This window comes from Sphingobium sp. BHU LFT2, assembly GCF_018604485.1.
In the GTDB taxonomy this organism is placed as follows: domain Bacteria; phylum Pseudomonadota; class Alphaproteobacteria; order Sphingomonadales; family Sphingomonadaceae; genus Sphingobium; species Sphingobium yanoikuyae_A.
The window spans coordinates 645,166-660,692 of sequence record NZ_JAFCGW010000001.1 but is presented as its reverse complement, the minus strand read 5'-3'; the positions used below and the strand labels follow the sequence as shown (position 1 = coordinate 660,692).

Below are 15,527 nucleotides of genomic sequence, written 5' to 3'. Positions count from 1 at the left end.
GCAACCCGATGCGCGCACCGGTGCAAGCGGCGCTGCCGCCGGGGTCATTCCGCTTCGCTGCCCCGGCTTCGATAGTGGCCGGCAGCAGAACAGAGCGGGAGAGGGCGATCCGTGCGCCGGGACTATTATCAGCATGCCTATGTGACCACCGACTGGCGTCGGGCGATGGACGAGATCGCCGCGCTGCACGGCATCGGCCATTATATGGAAATGCCCGACGCGCTGTTCGACACCGGGCAGGACCGGCAGGCGGTCGCCCATTTCGCGCTGGCGACCAGGGATGAACTGCAGTTCGAGATCATCCAGCCTTTATCGGGCGACATCGCCGTCTATCAATGGGGCCTGCCGGCGGAGGGCTTTGGCCTTCATCATCATCATCAGGGCCGGCATTTCGGCGATCGCGCCGCCTTTGACGCGGCGGTCGCGGCGGCCAAGGCGCGCTGGGCGATGCCGATCGCCTGGGACACGATGGGCGGCACCTATGCCTATTTCGATGCGCGCGCCGATCTGGGCCATTATCTCGAATATTTCTGCTTCCCGCCCGGATCGCATCTCGACGCGGTGCCGAGCTTCGGATGATGGAGAGCTTCGACCTCATCGTCGTCGGATCGGGCGCGGCCGGCGCCATGGCAGCCTTGCGGGGCGCGGATCTCGGCCTCTCCGTCCTGATCGTGGAGAAGACGCATCAATTTGGCGGCACGTCCGCGACCTCGGGCGGGGTGATGTGGGTGCCGGGCCATGGGCTGGATGGCGACCAGGGCGACAGCGCGGCCGAGGCGTTGCGCTATCTGCGCAGCGTCATCGGCGTGCCGGTCGATGCGGAACGGCTGGCCGCCTATGTCGACCGCGCGCCGGAAATGCTGCGCTTCCTCAAGGACAGCGGCGTGCCGGTCATGGCGGCGGCCTGGCCCGATTATTTTCCCGAAGCACCCGGCGCGCGGGCGGATCGTTCCATCATCTGCCCCACCTTTGACGGGCGGCAATTGGGGGATGATCGCTATCCGCTGATGCGGGCGCAATATAGCCGGTTCACGCTGTTCCGCCGCTATGCGATGGACCTTGGCCAGACCTTCGCCCTGATGATGCAGCAGCGCGGCTGGCGCTGGACGGCGGCGAAGATGATCGCGCGCTACTGGCTCGACATCGGCACGCGGCGGCTGTCGGCGCGGGATCGGCGCTTCACCCAAGGGGCGGGGCTGATGGGCGCGCTCTACAAGCAGGTTTTCGCCCGCGGTGTCGAACTGCGGCTGGAAACCGCGCTGGAGGGGCTTACGCTCGGCGCCGACGGCCGCGTGTCGGGCCTCACCGTCCGCCGCTTCGGGCAGGTGCAGCAGATCGCCGCGCACCATGGCGTGGTGCTGGCGGCGGGCGGCTTTGAATGGAATCAGGCGCTGCGCGAGCGTTTCTATCCGGTCCCCGGTCTCGCCCGCCACAGCTCGACGCCCGAGGAGGGCAATCGCGGCGACGCGCTGATCGCGGCGGAGGCCGTGGGGGCGTCCGTCGCCCATACCGATCAGGGCTGGTGGATTCCGACCATGACCCTGCCGGCGCTGGGCGCCGCCAATTTTCACGAAATTCATCAGGCCGCCTTCGATGTCGGCCGGCCCTGGAGCGTCTGCGTCAACCGGCTGGGGCTGCGCTTCGTTAATGAGGCGACCGGCTATGACCGGTTCGGCCAGGCGATGGTGGCGGATCAGGTGAAGACCGGTGCCAACATGCCCTGCTGGCTGATCTTCGACGCCAAGTTCCGGGCAAAGTTCAGTGCCGGCGGGCTGATGCCCACGGTCCATACGCCCGATCATCGCATTCCCGGCCATTGGTGGGACCATTATGTCTTCCGCGCCGGATCGATCGAGGAACTGGCGCGCAAGATCGGCATCGCGCCGCAGGCGCTCAGCGAAACCGTGCAGGTGATGAACGGCTATGCGCAGACCGGCGTCGATCCCGAATTTGGCCGGGGCGGCAATATTTATGATCGCTTCTTTGGCGATCCCGGCGTCACCCCCAACCCCAATCTGGGGCCGATCGATACCGCCCCCTTCTATGCGGTGCCGATCGACAATGGCGATCTGGGCACCAAGGGCGGGCTGCGCTGCGATGCGCGGGCGCGGGTGCTGGATGGCGGCGGTCGGCCGATCCCGCATCTCTATGCCGCCGGCAATTGCGCGGCGAGTCCCTTTGGCGATTGCTATCCCGGCGCCGGTGCGACGATCGGTCCGGCGCTGACCTTCGGCTTTGTCGCGGCAGGCGACATTGCGGCGCGGGCGCACGAGCAGCAGAGGATGACGGCATGACGGAACAGAAGGTCGCGATCGTCACCGGCGCGGCAGGCGGCATTGGCGCGGCGATCGTGCGCGCCCTGTGCGCCGATGGCGTGGCCGTGCTGGGCACCGGCCGCAGCGCGAATAAGCTCGCGGCGCTGGCGGCCGCGCTGCCGCAGGACGCTGCCTTTGCTTTCGTCGCGGCGGACATTGGCGATGATGATGCGCCGGACAGGATCGTGGCGGAGGCACTGGCACGGTTCGGGCGGGTCGATCATCTGGTCAACAATGCCGGCGCAGGGGTCTGGGCGCCGGTGCATGACACCAGCGACGCCATGCTGGACGAAGTGATCGGCCTGTCGCTGCGCGCGCCCTTCCGCCTGTGCCGGGCCGTCCTGCCGCATATGGGCATGGGTTCGGCGATCGTCACCATCGGTTCCACCTTCGGCATCATGGGCGGAATGGACGGCGGCATCTATTGCGCGGTGAAGGCGGGGCTGACCGGCCTCACCCAGACGATGGCGGCGCAATATGGCGAACAGGGCATCCGTTCCAACATCGTCGCGCCGACGGTGGTGCGCACGCCAATGACCGATGCCGCCTGGGACTATCCCGCCTTCCAGCGGATCAACCAGGGGCTGACCCCCTTCTACCGCGATTGCGCGCCGGAGGATGTCGCCCATGTCGTCGCCTTCCTCTGTTCCGACAAAGGCGAATATATCAACGGCCAGGTGATCGCGGTGGACGGCGGCTGGTCGACCACCCGGATGATCAACAGCCGCTTTGCCGGCTGAGGTCGGAACGCAGCGCTGCCTCGTCCCGGTCCAGCGCATCGAGCGTCGCCAGCGCCATGGCGCGATAGGCCGGCAGCAACTCGGGTGCGCGCGCGCGCAGCGCTGCCAGATGATTGCCGATCGTCTGTCGGTCGCCGCGCAGCAGCGGGCCGGACAGGGCATCGATCCCGCGATCCAGGCTGTTGTCGAGCGCGGCCCGGACCAGTGGCGCCAGCAGCGCGCCGGGCTCCACCACGCCGGCCGCCGTCAATGCGTCGGAGGCACCGGCGATCAGCGTCACCAGATGATTGGCCGCATGACAGAGCGCGGCATGATAGAGCGCGCGATGTTCTTCCGCGACCTCGACCGCCACGCCGCCCAGCAGCGCGACCAGCTTGCGCGCCGCCGCGATAGAAGGCGCGTCGGCGCCGGTGATGGCGAAGCGGGCGCCGTGCATCCGTGCGACTTCGGCGGCCGGATCGCCGGTGAAGGTCATGGCGGGATGGACGGCGGCGGTGGTCGCGCTCTGCGCGCGCAATGGATCGAGCAGCGCCGCGCCGCTGCGCCCGCTGACATGGCAGATGGTGGCGGACAGGGGCATGGTAGCCAGGTCCGCGATCACCGCCGGCAGGGCATCGTCCGCCACCGCCAGCAGGATCAGGTCGCAATTGGATGACAGCGAAGTTGACAGGGCAACGGCCTGCGCACGGCCAATCGCCTCGACCGCAGCGGCGGCATGATCCGGATTGCGACCCTGCACCAGGATCGGCGCAGCGCTGTGCGGCGCCAGTGCCAGCCCCAGCGCGCGCGCGACCCGGCCGGTGCCGATGAGGCCGATCTGGTGATAGGCGGGATGCTCGGTCATGGCGCGCCTATATCCCGGCCGGTGCGGCTACTCTAGCCCGGATTGGTGGCGGTCACGATCCAGGCGGCGCCGTCGATCAGGATCGCCGTCTCGCCGGGCCGCGCGGCGAAGGCGCTGCGCACGGCCTGGGCGGCGCGATCCCGCACATCGGCAGGCTGATCGGCGAGCGCGCGGGAGAGCGGACCGACCTCGAACGCCATGGCGAGCGCATCGTCCAGCGCGGCCTCGCGATTGGCGCCCTGCCCGAAGGGGATGACGCCATCGATCGGGGCGAGGTCGATTTCGGCAAAGCCGGCCTCGGTCAGGATGCGCGTCACCCGTACCGGATCGCCAAAGGAGAAGGGGCCGGGTGCTTCGGGATCGGGCGGCGCCAGAGGCGGCACGATGTCGCGGATCGTGCCCATCGGCAGGCGCACCCAGTCATTGTCCGCCGCCGCGCGCCAGCAGACGAAGGCGATCCGCCCGCCCGGCCGCAGCCAGCGCCGCATATGGGCGAAGCTGGCCACCGGATCGTTGAAGAACATCACGCCAAAGCGGGAGAAGAGCAGGTTGAAGCCATGGGTGGTCAATGTCGCGCTGCCGGCATCGGCCAGGGCGTAGCGGATAGGCAGGTCGGCGGGCTGCTGCGATTGGGCGAGCGCGATCAGCGGCCCGGAAATGTCGAGGCCCAGCACTTCACCGGTCGCGCCGACCTGGCGGGCAAGGGCGATGCTGCTGGTGCCCGCGCCGCACCCCACGTCCAGCACGCGCTCGCCCGGCCGGGCGGCGGCAGCTGCCATCGCCGCATCGCCAAAGGGCGCGAGCATGGCGTCGAGCCGCTGCCGGTGCGTGACCCAGCGTTCACCGCTCGATCCGTTCCAGTCCGACACCTGATAGACATTGGGCTGCGCCATCTTCTTTCCTTTTTGCGAATCGTTCGCAAAAATCTAATGGCTGGCGATGAACTTGCAAGAGCGGCTGATTACCAAATGACGCGACGGGCGATCAGGTCGTCAATTTCGCTGTCACGCAATCCCAATATCTCGCCATAGACCAAATGGTTATGCTCGCCGAGCAACGGCGCGCCACGGGTGATGCTGGCCTCGTCCGGTGTCATGCGCCAGCCCGGCCCGATGATCGGTCGCGGCTCGCCCTTGGCATCGCTGACCATGCGATAGGCACCCAGTGCCCAGAGCGCCTCGCTGCCGATCAGGTCGAGCGAGGACTGGCTGCGAAAGGCCGGCACACCCGCCAGAAGCAGTGCCTGCGCCATCGCCTCGGTATCCCATTCCGGACTGCGTTGGGCGATCGTCGCGTCGAGCGCGTCCCGGTTGGCCAGCCGGTCGGCCGCATCGGCGAAGCGGGGATCGGCGGCCAGCGCCTGCGCGTCGATCGTGGCACAGAAGGCCGTCCATTCCCGGTCATCGGCGATGGCGAGACTGATCCATTGCCCGTCAGCGCACGGGTAGCAGCCATGGGGCGCCATGTCGGCATGGGCATTGCCCGACGCCTGCGGCAACTCGCCGGTCAGGCCATAGGCGAACAGGCTGTCACCGACCATCATCGACAGCGTCTCGACCGCCGACAGGTCGATAAACTGGCCCTTGCCGCTCGTCTCGCGATGATGGAGCGCGGCGATGATCGCCAGTGCGGCGGCGGCGCCGACGGTGGAGTCGCCATAGCGGATATTCATCCCCGCCGGTGTCTCGCCCACATGGCCGACCAGCGCATTGAGCCCACCCAGCGCCGCGAAACAGGGGGCATAGCCGGTCTGGTAACCGAGCGGCCCGTCGCTGCCATACATTTTGATCGAGAGCTGGATGATGTCGGGGCGGATCGCGCGGACATCCTCATAGCCCAGGCCCGATCGCTCCATCGCGCCGGGCCGCAGATTGTCGATCAGCACGTCGGATGCGGCGATCATCGCGTGCAGATGGGCCATGCCCTCATCCGATTTCATGTCGAGCTGGACGCTCAGCACCTCCTGGTTGATGCTGCGGAAATAGGGTGCGCTGTCGATATCGACCCCGCCATAGGCGCGCATCTCGTCCAGATTGGCACGGCTTTCGACCTTGATGACCTCCGCACCGAGGAAGGCGAGCAGCTTGCCGGCATAGGGGCCGGCCCAGACCTTGGCGATCTCCAGCACGCGGATGCCGGCGAGCGGTCCGCCCCGGCTCATGCCAGCATCGCCTGATCGGCGCCCGCCGCAGGAGCCGGGCTGTGCAGCCGCACCGGCGAGGCGCTCATGCGATAGGGGACGGTCGGATGCAGCGCACCGCCCAGCGACTGGAAGAAGCCGCGATGCCGATATTGGACATGGTCGATCAGGTCGGCGGCGCTGTTCACCTGCACCAACGGCACACCCGCCTGCTGCGCGGCCTGCGCCACTGCGTCCTTCGCCTGGGTCGCGATCCAGGCGCGGAAATGCTGGCGGAAATCGGCGACCCGATCGGGCGTGCAATGATATTCCAGCCAATCCTCCGGGAAGGCCGCGGCCCAGTCGGGATCGCCCATCAGCGCACATAGCCCGCGCCAGTGCGCGCGCGTCGTCATCAGCAGATAGACATGGCCGTCGGCGCAGGCGAAGGCCGCACCGGGACCGCCCATATCATAGCGGGTGCGCTCCGGTCCCGGCTCTGCATCCCCGGCCAGCATCCGCCCCAGCACGCAGTCGGCACGCGATAGCTGGACCGCGACCTCGCTGATGTCGATCGCCTGTCCCATGCCGGTCCGCCGCTTGCGCAGCAGCGACGCGGCAGTGCAGAGCGCGGCCTCCAGCCCCGCCTCATAATCGCTCATGAACCGGCCCGCGCCCATCAGCGGCGGCCGGTCGGGCGCGCTCTCGCTGGGCGTGTGCCAGGCCCAGCCGCCGGCATTCATCACGTTGATCGGGCGCGCGACCTGCCAATGGAGCGGGGCGTCCTGGCCAAAGGGCGTGATCGCGCAATGGACGATATCGGGCTGGCTCCCCAGCGCCAGTCCGTGCTGCGTCGCCCAGTCCGGCCCATGATCGTCGATCAGCGCATCGGCGCGCGCCAGCAGCCGGTCGATCAGCGCGCGGTCCTGCGGCGCGTCCAGATCGAGCAGCACCGATTTCTTGTTGCTGTTGAGATAGCGGAACAGGGTGCTCTGCCCATCATGAAATGGCCCAATGGTGCGGGTCGGGGCGCCGCCGGGCGCCTCGACCTTGATTACTTCCGCGCCGAAATCGGCGAGCAGCCGGGCGGCAAATTCGCCCGTCACCCGCTCCGCCGTCTCCACGATCACCAGCCCGGCCAGCGCCGTCACGACTGGCGCACCAGCAGATAGTCGCCGACATCATCGACCCGCGCCTGCCAGCCGGGATAGATGGCGATGGTGGTGAACACCTCCTCGATGATCGCCGGGCCGGTGATGCGCGCGCCGGGGATCAGGTCCGGCCCCTTGTGGATCGCGACATCGGCAAAGCCATCGCCCAGATTGGCGCGGCGATGACCATGTGGCGCGGGCTTCACGACCGGCGCGGTGAAGCCGCCACCCGCGGGCGGCATCGGCGTTTCGACCTGGGCGGTGAGGCGCACACCAGTGATTTCCGGCACCTCGCCGTCGCGGACATGGCCATATTCGGCCAGATGCCGGGCATTGAAGGCGGCGATGGCGCGGGCCGACAGGGTGTTGTCGACGAAGCCCAGATCATCCAGCCCCCGGCCTTCATGCAGGTCGAAGGTCAGTGCCCAATTCTGCCCGGCATAGCGCATCGCCACACGCCAGCGCGCCTGCACCGCATTGGCGGTAAAGCCTGCCTCGGCAAAATGCGCGGCGGCATCGGCGGCCAGATCGGCCCACAGGCTGCGTAGCCGGTCGAGGTCCAGCGCATCGGCGGGCGCACTGCACGATCGCTCCTCGTCGATCGCGGGATGGGCGACCAGCGTGCCGAGCGCGGAGAAAGTGGGGGAGGCGCGGGGCACCAGCACCTGGCCGATCCCCAGATCCTGCGCCTGGATCGCGGCGAAGGCCGGGCCGTTGCCGCCATAGGCGAGCATCACCATGCCGGCCGGGTCCAAGCCCTTGGCCGCCGTCGTGCGCCGCACCGCCTGGGTCATATTGGCGTTGACCAGGCGCCAGCAATCGAACGCCGCCTGCTGCGCATCATAGCCCAGCTCCGCGCCCAATGCCGCGAACGCCTCCGCCACGCCCTCGTCGCGCAGGCGGAAGCTGCCGCCGGCAAAGCCCTCGCCGGTGGAGAGGATACCCAGCATCAGCAGAGCGTCGGTCACGGTCGGCCGCAACCCGCCCCGGCCATAGCAGATCGGCCCCGGCGCCGCGCCGGCGGAGGCAGGGCCGACCTTCAGTTCCCCCTTGTCGACATGGCAGATCGATCCGCCACCCGCGCCCAGCGTCTCCACCTGCACCATCGGCACCCCGACCAGATAGCGGTGATGCATGTTCCATCCCGCCTCGGCCGGGGCGGCGCCATCCCGCACCACCGACATGTCATAGCTGGTGCCGCCCATGTCGACGCACAGCAGGTTGCGATAGCCCTTGGCGCCGCCCGTCCGGGCCGAGGCGATGACGCCGCCCGCTGGCCCGGAGGCGAGCAGGCGGATCGGCGCGGCTGCGATATAGGCGCGGGTCATGACGCCGCCGGACGCCTGCATCACCATCAGCTGCCGGGCATAGCCGGCCTGCGCCAGACGACTGACCAGCCGTTCGAGATAGGCGTTCACGCGCGGCGCGACATAGGCGTTCACCACCGTCGTGCTGATCCGGTCATATTCGGGCGCGCGTGACAGGATGCGGTGGCCGAGCGAGACGGGGATGCCAGGCATCTCCTCCGCCACGATCTGCGCCACCCGATCCTCATGATCGCCATTCACATGGGCGAAGATCAGGCCGATCGCGACGGATTCGACGCCCTGTTTGCGCAGCTTGGCGCAGGCCTCGCGCACCGCCGCCTCGTCCAGTGCCTCATGCACGCTGCCATCGGCCAGCACCCGTTCGGGCACGGTCAGCCGGCGGCGGCGTGGCACGATCGGGATTGGCGGCGCCAGCCGCACGTCCCAGATGCTTTCCTTGTAGCCGCGCCGATATTCCATCTCGTCGCGGAAGCCCTGGGTGGTGAGGAGGCCGGTGACGGCACCGTCCATCTCGATCAATATATTGTCCGCGACCGTGGTGCCGTGGACGATCGCCTCGCAGCGAGTAAGGAACTCGCCCAACGACAGCCCCTCCTTGCCGGCCAGCGTCTCCAGCCCCTCCATCACGCCGATCGAGCGATCCTGTGGGGTGCTCAGATTCTTGTGCAGGATGACCTGACCGTCCTTCAGCAGGGCGAAGTCGGTGAAGGTGCCGCCAATGTCGATGCCGACGCGATAGCTCATGCCGCGATCCGCTCCCCGCGCAAAGCCGCCGTGGCGGCATGGTCCACCGCCAGGCTGTAATCCTCCAGGCTACCGGTCAGCACCACGCCATAAAGGTCGCGGGCGGCGGCGATGCTCACCAGTTCGTCCAGCACATCCTCGCACACCGCCTGCGGATCGCGGCGCAGCGCTGGGCCGAAACCGGCGCCGCCGCCATGCTGATAGGCGATGACCGCGCCCGCCGGCAGTTGCGCCCGCGCTGTCAGCTCGACCCGATATTCATCGGGCGTCCCGACCTGAAAATGATTGAGATAGGGGGTGCCGTCGGCACCACCAGCGAGGCCGCTGATCGGATGGTCATGGCTGACCATCCAGGCCATCGCCAGCGCCGGTTCCAATATTCGTTTCACATTGCGGCTGCCCGGCATGCCGCGCCACTGGCCCGCGCCGCCGCTGTCGGTGACCAGTTCGCGGCTGATGTTGATGACGGGGAAGCGCGCTTCGCCATCCTCCGCCTGGGACAGCAGCAGATTGCCGAGCGAGACTGGGCAACTGCCCCAGCCGTCGATCCCTTGCACTGCCGACACGTCCATCGACCGGCAATCGACGCCCTGGTCCATCCACATCTGGCCGCCCGCGTCGAAGCCGATCACCGCATTGGGCATGCCGATCTTGTAGACCTGTGGCGCGGACCGGTCCGGCGCGACCTGTGACAGGGCGACGCACACTGCCTCGGTAATCTCGCAGGCGGGGTGGAAGGAGCCGAGCGCCGCCGGGCGGTTGGGCGCGGGGTGGGCGATGCAGCCTTCGGGCAGGATGATCTCGACCGCGTTGAACAGCCCTTCATTCTTGACGATGTCGGGGGCGATGCTGGCGGCGATCTGGGTCATGATATAGCCGCGCGAATTGGCGAAGGTGTTCCACACCCCGACCAGATCCTGCCGATCGTCGGTGCCGCTGAGGTCGACGGTCAGCTGGTCGCCGGCCACGGTGCAGCCGACCTGCACGCGGATATCCCTGGTCCCCATCGTGTCATGATCGATATGGACGGTCGCGTCATAATGGCCGTCGCGCCAGCCGGAGACGGTGGCGCGCATCTGCCGTTCCGACTGGTCGATCGCATGATTGACCGCCGCCCGCACCATGTCCGCCCCCCATTTGTCGAGGATCGCGCGGATCGAGGTGGTCGCCTTCTCGACCGCGCCGATCATCGCGGCGAGATCGCCGGCGAAGCTGGGGAAGCGGTTGTTGCGTTCGAGCAGGTGGATGGCGTCGCGCCGCTTTTCGCCGCGATGGACCAGCTTCAGACAGGGGATGGCCAGGCCTTCGGTGAAGATGTCGGTGGCGTCGAGGGTGAAGCCGCCCGGATCCTTGCCGCCGGTATCGCCCTGATGCGCCTGCAGCGCCTGGATCAGCACCAGGTCGCCGGCCGCATCATAGACCGGTGCATAGACATTATAGTCGGGCAGGTGGCCGCCGCCATAATCGGGATCATTGCCGACGAAGACGTCGCCCGGTCCCCAGTCATAGTCATGCTGCTGCATCAGGCCATAACGGACCGTGAGCTGCGATACGAAGGTCAGATGCGGCGTGCCGATCGACCCCATGGCCAGCCGGCCATGGGCATCGACGATCGCCGCATTGCGCTCGTTCGACTGGTTGATGATCGGCGAGGAGGCCGCGCGGCCGAGATGGGTCGTCGCTTCATAGCAGACGGTTTCCAGCGCGCCGCGAATGATGCTGGCGGTGACCGGATCGATCGTCGTCGCGGTTGGCAGGGGCGGACGCTTGGCGGCCAGCCGGGCGTTGAGGGCAAAGGACATGGGCCGGCCTCAGCGTCCGGGCCACAGCGGCGGCATGGCGACATAGCGATCGACCGCCTGCTCGAAATGGCGGATGCGGATTTCCTGATAATTGCCCAGCGTCAGGCCGCGCTTGGCGCTCGCCTCTATACCCTCCTGTTGCAGGAACAGATTGTCGGTATCCTGATCGAGAATCCTGCCGAAACCGGCATCCATGCCGGGTGCCTCGCAGAAGCTCTGATCGTCGGTCAGCAGGATCGGCTCGGCCGGTTCGGGGCGGGTGCCGCCGCCGGGCACCGGGCGCAGGAAGAACACCTCATAGATGCAGCGGCGATGGTCCCTGGGGTCCGGGCGGAAGCGATAGACCATCGGCAGCGACACGCCGGGGAAGAGATAGGTGTTGGGGAAGAGGGTGTAGGAGAAGCAGTCGAGCATCTCGCTGTCGGATGTGGCGCTGAGGTCGCTGCCGGTGGCCGCGCCGAACATGGTGCGGAACAGGTCGGCCATCGCCTGGCGCGCGGTGCCGTCGCCCACCTGCGGCCGGTCCTCGCTCAGCACCGATGCGTCGCCGACCGTGAACTGGTCGAGAATATCCTGCTCGGAAAAGCGCCCCTCCAGATGCGGCGAGGCGACGCCCAGGCAGGAGATGAAGCGGTTCACATGATCGCCATAGACATCATATTGGCTGTTCGCGTCGGCATTGGACGGGGCGACCTGCGGATGGGTCTCGATCACATGATAGGCCTCCATGAAGGCCTCGATCGTCAGCTTCCAGTTGGCCGGAAAGCTCTTCTGGACATGGAGGTGGATATAGCGATCCTCCAGCTTCCAGGCCTTTATATGGGCCAGCGCTTCGGCACCCAGATAGTCTTCCAGGCTGGGTGCGTCCGGGGCCATGTTGATCCACACGAAGCCGCCCAGCGTCTGCACGCGGACCTGCGGCAAGCTGTTGTTGGCCGGATCGACATGGGGGAAGTCCCAGGGGCAGGTGATGCTCTTGCTGGAACCGTCAATGTGCCAGCTCCAGCCATGGAAGCTGCATTTGAACTCGCTGGCACAGCCGGCCGATCCCGACGCGCGCAGCTTGGTGCCGCGATGCAGGCAGGCGTTGTAATAGGCACGGATTTCGTCCGGTGCGACGCGGGTGATGATGAAGCTGTGTTGGCCGATCTCATAGACCTGATAGTCGCCGATTTCCGGTATATGTTCCTCGCGGCAGGCGAATTGCCAGCTGCGCGTCCACAGGCTGTCCATCTCGCGCCGGGCAAAATCGGGGTCGATATAGCGATCGGTGGAAATGTCCTCGCTGCCCAGGAAGGCGTAGGATTCGCTGCGCACCCAGCCGGGCGCGGCGACCTTGTCGCGGGCGATGATATCCTGCGTGCTGATCGCCGGGCAGCGGGCATCACCCGCCGCCATCGGGCCGCTTTCCATGTTCATGCAACTCTCCGTTGGGCGGGCGTGGCACAGTCGATCAGGCCGGGCGCGATGCGGTGGATCGCGCCATCCTTCATCACCATGGCCAGCCGGTTCTTGTCTTCGAGGATGGTGACGTCGGCCAATGGATCGCCATCCACCAGCAGCATGTCGGCCAGCGCACCGGGCACCAAAGTGCCAAGGTCGCCCTGGTCGCGCATCGCCTGCCCGCCATTGCGCGTGGCGCAGGCCAGCGCGCCAGCGGCGTCATAGCCATAATAGTCGATCATCAACTGGATATCGCGGGCATTGGTGCCCTGCGGATTCCAGGCCAGACCATAATCGCCGCCGATCAGGTGGCGGATACCGCGCTTGCGCAATGCGCTGTGCGTCTCGACCGATGCCTCGATCAGTGCGGCTATGCCCATCGCGTCGCATGCGGCGCGGCTGATCCACGGCTCGCCATGATGGATCATGGCGTGGAACAGCCCGATCGAGGGCGCGATGACGATCCGGTCCTTCGCTTCCTCCAGCATGTCGAGCAGTTCGCTGTCGGCATATTCGACATGGAACAGGCCATCGACCCCGGCGCGGACGCAATATTTGCTGCCCTCTATCGACCGGCTATGGGCGTTCACCTTGCGGCCGAAGGCATGGGCGGTGTCGACTGCCATCTGCACTTCCGCGAAACTCATCGGCGTTACATGGGCCGGGCTGCCGGGATAGAAGGGGTCGCCCGAGACATCGAGCTTGATATTGTCGCAGCCCTCGCGGATCGCCAGCCGCACAGCGCGGCGCATCTCCTCCGGCCCGTCGACGACACAGGAAATGCCGATGCGCGGATTGTGCAGCCTGCTTTCGTCGCCCATGCCGCCGGTGACGGTGATCTCGGTCGATCCGGCGCGGATGCGGGGGCCGGGGATATGGCCGGCATCGACCGCGTTGCGCACCGCCACGTCCAGCTTCAGCTTGGCGGCCGATGCGCCATAGCAGCTGGTGAACCCCTGATCGATCAGGCGCCGGGCCATGCGCGCGGTGATGAGCGTATGGGCTTCGGGCGAGGGCGCGATCAGATCCTCGGTCGAGGCCGCGTCGCCAAAGGAGATATGGGCATGGCCTTCGGTGAGGCCCGGTATCAGCGTCTTGCCGCTGCCGTCGATGACCTGATCGGCCGGCGCACGACCGGCGGTGGCATCTGGCCCGATCGCAAGGATGCGGTTGCCCTCGACCAGCAGGTCGCCGGCAAAGGCAGGCGCGCCGGTGGCGTCCCAGATGGTGGCGTTGGCGATGAGCGTGGTCGGCACGAATGGCATCCTCTTCTGCTGTGAAGACTAGGCCGCGCCCTTTCCTGACCCAATGACTGCACGCGCACTTGGCGTGTCCTCTCGCCGCCGCCCGGCCTGCCGCGCCAGTCAAGCGGCTGCGCGGCGCCATGCCTTTCCGCCCCGGCCCGCGTCCGCCATCCTGCCCCTTCATGAGGAGAAGGATGTCGATGGTGCGGGTCACCTTTGTGGATGTGCATGGCGTGGAGCAGGCGGTTGCCGGGGAGGGCGACCTGTCGCTGATGGAACTGGCCAAGGCGAACGGGATCGACGGCATCGCCGCCGACTGTGGTGGCGCCTGTTCCTGTGCGACCTGCCTGGTCCATGTCGATCCGGCCTGGGTCGATCGCACCGGCGCGCCCGACGATGTCGAATATGCGATGCTCGACATGGTGTCCGATGTCGCCGGCGACACCAGCCGCCTCGCCTGTCAGATCCGCCTGACGCCGGCGCTCGACGGCCTGCGCGTCGTGGTGGCGCAGCAATGACGCAAGGCACCCTGGCGCCCGAAGCGCGCAGCCTGCTCGACACGGCGTCGATGACCGATCCGATCATCTCGGCGCGGCCGCGCGCTTATTATGCGGCGATGCGGTCGCATGACCCGGTCCATTGGGACGAGAAGCTCGGCATGTATCTGGTGTCGCGCTACGAGGATATTGCCGCGATCCAGCAGGATCCGATCACCTATTCGGTGAACAAGGGCTATCACACGCAGCAGGCCAAGGGCTTCCAGCAGGAGTTCCAGGAGATATTGGAGCGAGACGGCGGCGGCTATTTCCCCGACGCGATCATGTCCGATCCGCCCTATCACACCCGCATCCGCAAGCTGATGGAAAAGGCGTTCAGCGCCCATCGGGTGAAGGAATTGGAGCCGCGGATCACCAGGGTCGTGACCGACCTGATCGACAGCGTCGCCGACCGGGGCGAGGCGGACGCAGTGCAGGATTTCGCCGTGCCGCTGACGGTGCGGATCATCTGCGAGCAGCTGGGCCTCGACTGGGCGATGAAGGACCGCATCGCGCGCTGGTCTATTGCTGTCACGGCCCAGATCGGCCGGATGCAGGATCGCGAACAGATGCTGGGCCATGCGCGCGAGATTTGCGACCTGCAACATTATCTGATCGCCAAGATGCGCGAGCGCGAGGCCGACCCGCGCGAGGACATGATTTCCGACCTGGTCCATGCCCGCGATGCCGAGGGGCAGGCGCTGAGCTTTGCCGAGGCTGTGTCGCTGATCCGGGCGCTGCTGATCGCCGGCAATGAGACGACGGCGACCGCGCTCGGCAATCTCTTCTACGTCCTCGCGACCCGGCCGGAGATTGCCACCTTGTTGCAAGCGTCGGTGGACGACGACCGGTTGATGAACCGTTTTGTCGAGGAGTTGCTGCGGATCGAACCACCGGTGCGCGGCCTGTCGCGCATGACCACGCGCGAAGTGGAACTGGGCGGCAAGACGCTGCCGGCGGGCGCGCATCTGCTGCTGATGTATGCCTCCGCCAATGACCAGGAGGATGTGTTCACCGATCCGCGCCGCTTCGATCTCGACCGACCCAATATCGGTCGGCACCTGTCCTTTGGCGGCGGCGTCCATCGCTGCATCGGCCTCGCGCTCGCGCGGATGGAGATAAAGGTCGCCGCGCGCGAGATCATCCGGCGGATCAGCGATATCGAACTGGCGATCGCGCCCGAGGAAATACGCTATCTGCCGACGGTCGCGACCCAGTCGATCGAGCGGCTGCCGATCCGCTTCACGCGGCGGGGCTGAGG

13 protein-coding genes are annotated in these 15,527 nt (G+C 67.2%); 5 read left to right on the top strand and 8 right to left on the bottom strand.

The genetic code is table 11. The annotated features are described in order from the left end of the window. Positions 1 to 111 precede the first annotated feature (111 nt). Genes JQK15_RS03235 through JQK15_RS03225 form a run of 3 tightly spaced genes read left to right on the top strand, consistent with a single transcriptional unit; the run spans position 112 to position 3,055 of the window. Positions 112 to 579 carry a VOC family protein gene (locus tag JQK15_RS03235; RefSeq protein ID WP_214863393.1) on the top strand — a complete coding sequence of 156 codons (468 nt, stop codon included), beginning with the start codon at positions 112 to 114 and terminating at the stop codon, positions 577 to 579. Further along, positions 576 to 2,294: an FAD-dependent oxidoreductase gene (locus JQK15_RS03230; protein ID WP_214863392.1), complete on the top strand. Its 1,719-nt coding sequence runs from the start codon at positions 576 to 578 to the stop codon at positions 2,292 to 2,294. The genes JQK15_RS03235 and JQK15_RS03230 overlap by 4 nt, the downstream gene beginning before the upstream one ends. Then, positions 2,291 to 3,055: an SDR family NAD(P)-dependent oxidoreductase gene (locus JQK15_RS03225; RefSeq protein WP_214863391.1), complete on the top strand. Its 765-nt coding sequence runs from the start codon at positions 2,291 to 2,293 to the stop codon at positions 3,053 to 3,055. The genes JQK15_RS03230 and JQK15_RS03225 overlap by 4 nt, the downstream gene beginning before the upstream one ends. On the opposite strand, the gene JQK15_RS03220 is transcribed toward JQK15_RS03225, so the two are convergent. The 8 genes from JQK15_RS03220 to JQK15_RS03185 all read right to left on the bottom strand — a co-directional run bounded on the left by JQK15_RS03220 (position 3,033) and on the right by JQK15_RS03185 (position 13,751). Further along, on the bottom strand, positions 3,033 to 3,899 hold the full coding sequence (locus tag JQK15_RS03220) for a Rossmann-like and DUF2520 domain-containing protein (RefSeq protein ID WP_214863390.1): 867 nt from the start codon (positions 3,897 to 3,899) through the stop codon (positions 3,033 to 3,035). The genes JQK15_RS03225 and JQK15_RS03220 overlap by 23 nt on opposite strands. A 32-nt stretch (positions 3,900 to 3,931) precedes the next feature. After that, positions 3,932 to 4,792, bottom strand: coding sequence for a class I SAM-dependent methyltransferase (locus tag JQK15_RS03215; protein ID WP_214863388.1), 861 nt, complete (start codon positions 4,790 to 4,792; stop codon positions 3,932 to 3,934). A gap of 68 nt (positions 4,793 to 4,860) precedes the next feature. After that, positions 4,861 to 6,060 (bottom strand): CaiB/BaiF CoA transferase family protein, encoded by a 1,200-nt coding sequence (locus JQK15_RS03210; RefSeq protein WP_214863386.1) that lies wholly within the window; start codon positions 6,058 to 6,060, stop codon positions 4,861 to 4,863. Continuing rightward, a complete protein-coding gene (locus JQK15_RS03205; protein WP_214863384.1) occupies positions 6,057 to 7,169 on the bottom strand; it encodes a CaiB/BaiF CoA transferase family protein in 1,113 nt (370 codons plus the stop codon). The genes JQK15_RS03210 and JQK15_RS03205 overlap by 4 nt, the downstream gene beginning before the upstream one ends. Continuing rightward, positions 7,166 to 9,241, bottom strand: coding sequence for a hydantoinase/oxoprolinase family protein (locus JQK15_RS03200; RefSeq protein ID WP_214863382.1), 2,076 nt, complete (start codon positions 9,239 to 9,241; stop codon positions 7,166 to 7,168). Before JQK15_RS03200 ends, JQK15_RS03205 begins: the two co-directional genes overlap by 4 nt. Beyond that, entirely contained in the window at positions 9,238 to 11,043 is a 1,806-nt protein-coding gene (locus JQK15_RS03195; RefSeq protein ID WP_214863380.1) for a hydantoinase B/oxoprolinase family protein, read from the bottom strand. Before JQK15_RS03195 ends, JQK15_RS03200 begins: the two co-directional genes overlap by 4 nt. A 9-nt stretch (positions 11,044 to 11,052) precedes the next feature. Next, positions 11,053 to 12,462, bottom strand: a complete 1,410-nt coding sequence (locus JQK15_RS03190) for an aromatic ring-hydroxylating oxygenase subunit alpha (RefSeq protein WP_214863378.1) — start codon at positions 12,460 to 12,462, stop codon at positions 11,053 to 11,055. Beyond that, positions 12,459 to 13,751, bottom strand: coding sequence for an amidohydrolase family protein (locus JQK15_RS03185; protein ID WP_251007527.1), 1,293 nt, complete (start codon positions 13,749 to 13,751; stop codon positions 12,459 to 12,461). The genes JQK15_RS03190 and JQK15_RS03185 overlap by 4 nt, the downstream gene beginning before the upstream one ends. Before the next feature lie 179 nt (positions 13,752 to 13,930). On the opposite strand from JQK15_RS03185, the gene JQK15_RS03180 reads away from it, so the two are divergent. Both JQK15_RS03180 and JQK15_RS03175 read left to right on the top strand, forming a co-directional pair. Then, positions 13,931 to 14,248: a 2Fe-2S iron-sulfur cluster-binding protein gene (locus JQK15_RS03180; protein ID WP_004210242.1), complete on the top strand. Its 318-nt coding sequence runs from the start codon at positions 13,931 to 13,933 to the stop codon at positions 14,246 to 14,248. After that, complete coding sequence (locus JQK15_RS03175) at positions 14,245 to 15,525, top strand: cytochrome P450 (RefSeq protein WP_214863374.1); 1,281 nt, start codon at positions 14,245 to 14,247, stop codon at positions 15,523 to 15,525. The genes JQK15_RS03180 and JQK15_RS03175 overlap by 4 nt, the downstream gene beginning before the upstream one ends. Positions 15,526 to 15,527 lie beyond the last annotated feature (2 nt).